At 39.6% G+C, this 3,616-nt stretch carries 6 protein-coding genes; all 6 read right to left on the reverse strand.

Going from position 1 to position 3,616, the window contains the following annotated elements; all coding sequences use genetic code 11:
• Positions 1–173: 173 nt before the first annotated feature.
• Positions 174–434 (reverse strand): hypothetical protein, encoded by a 261-nt coding sequence (locus ORJ01_RS16100; RefSeq protein WP_226752462.1) that lies wholly within the window; start codon positions 432–434, stop codon positions 174–176.
• Between the two features lie 109 nt (positions 435–543).
• Positions 544–936: a VOC family protein gene (locus ORJ01_RS16105; protein ID WP_306178892.1), complete on the reverse strand. Its 393-nt coding sequence runs from the start codon at positions 934–936 to the stop codon at positions 544–546.
• A 137-nt stretch (positions 937–1,073) separates the two neighbouring features.
• Positions 1,074–1,589: a hypothetical protein gene (locus tag ORJ01_RS16110; RefSeq protein WP_306178893.1), complete on the reverse strand. Its 516-nt coding sequence runs from the start codon at positions 1,587–1,589 to the stop codon at positions 1,074–1,076.
• A 116-nt stretch (positions 1,590–1,705) separates the two neighbouring features.
• Positions 1,706–2,194, reverse strand: coding sequence for a hypothetical protein (locus tag ORJ01_RS16115; RefSeq protein ID WP_306178894.1), 489 nt, complete (start codon positions 2,192–2,194; stop codon positions 1,706–1,708).
• Between the two features lie 82 nt (positions 2,195–2,276).
• Positions 2,277–3,083 (reverse strand): GIY-YIG nuclease family protein, encoded by an 807-nt coding sequence (locus tag ORJ01_RS16120; protein WP_306178895.1) that lies wholly within the window; start codon positions 3,081–3,083, stop codon positions 2,277–2,279.
• A 135-nt stretch (positions 3,084–3,218) separates the two neighbouring features.
• The gene (locus ORJ01_RS16125; RefSeq protein WP_306178896.1) at positions 3,219–3,533 is read right to left on the reverse strand and encodes a colicin immunity protein; all 315 of its coding nucleotides are present in this window, start codon (positions 3,531–3,533) and stop codon (positions 3,219–3,221) included.
• Positions 3,534–3,616: the final 83 nt, after the last annotated feature.

Raw genomic sequence — 3,616 nt, forward strand, 5'->3', positions numbered from 1 at the left:
ATATACAACTTAACGCAAGCAGAGCCGAAAAGTAAAACAGATTTTGAAACTAAACCATCTCGACAGCCGGCTAACGCCCAATTAACGGGCAAAAAATTGTTTGCTAAAATGTTGAGGAACGAAACAGCAAACTGTTTTTTGTCCCTGTTGAATTGCTTGTTATATTTTCAATTTTACATGACATTACAATGCGACACTTTGTATTTACCTAACTCGGTTTTGTTTAACTCAACAATCATTATTGTTGGAATATTTTCACCTTTAAACATTAACGCTTTCTTATTATCTATTTCATCAGATTTTTGAAAAGGACTGCCAAGTTCTTTGATAAGTTCTGATTCGAACATTCCGATCTCTACTTGACTGCATGGCTCTATGTCAGCTTCGCTACATCCAACCAACGTTAAGAAAGCTAAAATACTAATTATACGCATGGACTTCCCTGAAAATATAACGCCCATTTAAGGGGCTGAAAACAGTTTGCTAAAATGTGTAGCGAAGCGAAACCGAGCAAACTGTTAGCAGTCCCGCTTTAAATTCTTGTTAGAATTCACTGGCTCGAATTTGGAAAATATTGCCCTCTGGATCATGAGCATCACACACTCTATTGCCTTGAAATAGCCATTCACGTTCTGGCTCATTTAATTTGCCACCTAGCTGCTCAGCTATTTTTCGGGTAGTGACAAGATTTTTAACGGGAAAACAAATTTTAATCGCTGTGTTTTCTCTGCGTTCTGGTGGTGATGAGATTGCAATTTTAGCTGCGATTGCGGGTGCTAGAGCTACCACCGTTAATTGAAAGCTTGGTGACTCAAGTAGCACATAGTCAGGTTCTTTATGAGTTACTGGTAGACCAGCAAGCTCAGAATAAAACTGGCTCACTCGCTGAATGTCTTTTGCGTAGATAACTGCTCCCGCGACGAATTGTCCTTTCATTCGATCCTCCTTGAAGCCGCTGGGGCAACTGTGTGAGCTCTAACGCTTTGAATATGGGGATTTTAGAAGCGCTTTGGCCGAAGGCCAGCGAGTAAAATTCCCAGTGAGTTTACGAACGACATAATTCACTTGTTAGGTTACCTTTTCAAACAATACAAGCCACATTCGTTTGCCCATTTTTCAATTTGCACTTCATGCTCTGTATTACGTAAATAAAAAACATTAGTGTCATCCCAACTTTCAAAATATACAGCTTCAAGTTCAGGCAAGACGATTTTATAGAAGTGACTACTATCTACATTATGCTGCGTACACATAAGGTAGTTTTCTTTAGCTGTACTTGAAGTAAATTTGCGAAATTGCGGTAAAGCGTTACCCCAACGACCTTTAAACGTAAAATTAAGCACTTCAGTATTGTTAATTAACTTTCCAGCAAATTTAATGAACTTTGAATCTCTGATCTGCTGCTCTTCCTTTGAGACATCAGATAAATACTTTATTGAGTCTACTTCACCCAACCAACGATCAAATACTGAAACAGCCATATAGGTATAAGCATTTGTGTCTTCGACAGCTAATAACTTATCTAGATCTGGAAAACGTTTACGAAGATCTATTTGAGTTTTCTTATCCAATGCTAAAAATTTACGCATGTCTTCCTTGGTAACCTAACGCTTTGCTAATGGGCTGCCGCAGCGAAGCGTAGGCAGTCCCGTGGAGGCCACGCTCTTTGTGGCCGGAACGAAATTAAGCAACTTGTTAGGTACGCTTACTTACTAAAATATGTTTTGCTTCGCTCCAATGTAGTATCAGGTTTTTCATCACTAATTAAAACTTCAGGGTCAAGAGTTGCTAAGACAAACAGTGTTTGATCTTCTGTCCAGATATAATACCCAGAGAATTCCTGTGGCCCAGTTTGTTCAACTATGCTATCTGACTGCACATACTTTTTATAATCGAGATTATTGCACTTTCTTACGGGGCCGATTTCTTTAACAATGTCTAGTTTCTCTTTTGGAGAGGAATACGACTCGTCAATAACGTGGAATGAAATAACTTCGTTAAAAATAATTCTTAGACATTGACTTTGCTTCACTACGTTGACAGGGAAGTAAGGCCCAATTGGGTTATCAGTGTCAGATAAAACCATCTCTGGCTCGCCTGACTTCACCCCTTCAACTAACTTAATACTAAGTACGTCTGGGTATGAAAATTCTAGCTTTTCGAAAAACCAAGTATCAACTTTAGGAATATTCATAAGTACCTAACGTTTGGTTAAGGGGCGGGCTTTAGCCCGTCCCAGTGAGCGAAGCGAACGATTTGAACCATTTGTTATACGTTTATGATGCGTTGTAACCAAACTTGATTGTCTGCAGTTTTTGTTTCCACAGGTTTTCGCGTTGTATGACTTCTTCAGGCACAAGTGATTTTGAAAGCACTTCTAGTATTGTAAATTTGAAATGCTCTTCAAAATATTCCTTGGAATGAATGGTGTAAAGCTCTTTGAGTTCTTTGTTATTTCCATGGCAGCCATGAATGTAATCGGCCCATCTTCCCCAAATGCCTTGATATCCATAAGCGGAGCCGACGTAATGCTTTCCAGTTTTTTGATCTGTTAGTAGGTAAACGCCATAAACACTACTCAAGGCAACTTTCCAATCATTTAATTCATTTTTTATTACTATGCTCATGGACTCAAAGCTATGATTGATTCTATCGTACGATATGAATCTCTCCCCTTGATATTTGTGCTGTGATATTGATGAGATGGTTGAGTAAGAGAAAATATAATCAGGGTTAAAGACTGTGCCTCTAGTGTTGTCGCCACGATAATCAATTGTTAATCGACCAATCAGGTCCGTATGGTTAGGGTCCAGTTCAACTTCGTAATTTGAGTTGCTTCGGTTGGTTATATTAAAAATACCACCAAATAAGAATTTGGAGCCTGATATTTGGGCGAAAGAAACTATTTTATCTCGTATAAAACGCTCTTTCTTCTTGCCCCGGTATACCTGCCATTCAGTCCATTCTTCAAAGCTTCTAGCCAAAACATCTATTGGTCGTGTGCCTTCAGGTTCTTGCTTTGCTAAATGAAATCTGTAAATGGAATTGTTATTCAGTTCAGGGAATATTAACTCTAATTTCATTGGTTACTCGAAATCTAGTAAGCGTATAACGCCCCACTTAGGGGCACAAATACGTTGGCTACAATACCGAGCGAAGCGAAGGGAGCCAACGTATTTGTGTCCCAACGAGCGCATGCGAGTGACTACAGTGGTTTGTTAGGTAACTTTCTCTATTGAAACAATAAATGCCTGATGATTCGTTGCTTCTTCTCTAATAAACTCTATTGCCAACATATTGTTTTTCAAACCATTTCCCTTTAACCAATCTTTAGCATCCCAGATGCAATCTAAACGCGACTCAAAACCTGGCGAATGCCAAATGCCACCTTCGATCCGATTTACCCTAATATTTTGCTTTGTAGCAAGTTGGCAAACGTTGACGGCAGCATTCGCAGTCAACTTCATCACCGAAGTGCCATTAAGTTTAAAAAACAACTCGGCATCTTTGTAAACAATGCTACGGTCTACCATGAGTTACCTAACGCAAAGCACATGGGTGACGACCGCATCGCGGTTGGCATCCCAGCGACCGAAGGGAGCGAATGGTGCGCCTT

It is taken from the genome of Alishewanella sp. SMS8 (genome assembly GCF_030737935.1).
GTDB lineage: Bacteria > Pseudomonadota > Gammaproteobacteria > Enterobacterales > Alteromonadaceae > Alishewanella > Alishewanella maricola.

Excerpts from the sequence above, each read along its gene's own strand:
- ORJ01_RS16100 (WP_226752462.1), bottom strand. The coding sequence starts at position 434 with ATGCGTATAATTAGTATTTTAGCTTTCTTAACGTTGGTTGGATGTAGC.
- ORJ01_RS16105 (WP_306178892.1), bottom strand. The coding sequence starts at position 936 with ATGAAAGGACAATTCGTCGCGGGAGCAGTTATCTACGCAAAAGACATT.
- ORJ01_RS16110 (WP_306178893.1), bottom strand. The coding sequence starts at position 1,589 with ATGCGTAAATTTTTAGCATTGGATAAGAAAACTCAAATAGATCTTCGT.
- ORJ01_RS16115 (WP_306178894.1), bottom strand. The coding sequence starts at position 2,194 with ATGAATATTCCTAAAGTTGATACTTGGTTTTTCGAAAAGCTAGAATTT.
- ORJ01_RS16120 (WP_306178895.1), bottom strand. The coding sequence starts at position 3,083 with ATGAAATTAGAGTTAATATTCCCTGAACTGAATAACAATTCCATTTAC.
- ORJ01_RS16125 (WP_306178896.1), bottom strand. The coding sequence starts at position 3,533 with ATGGTAGACCGTAGCATTGTTTACAAAGATGCCGAGTTGTTTTTTAAA.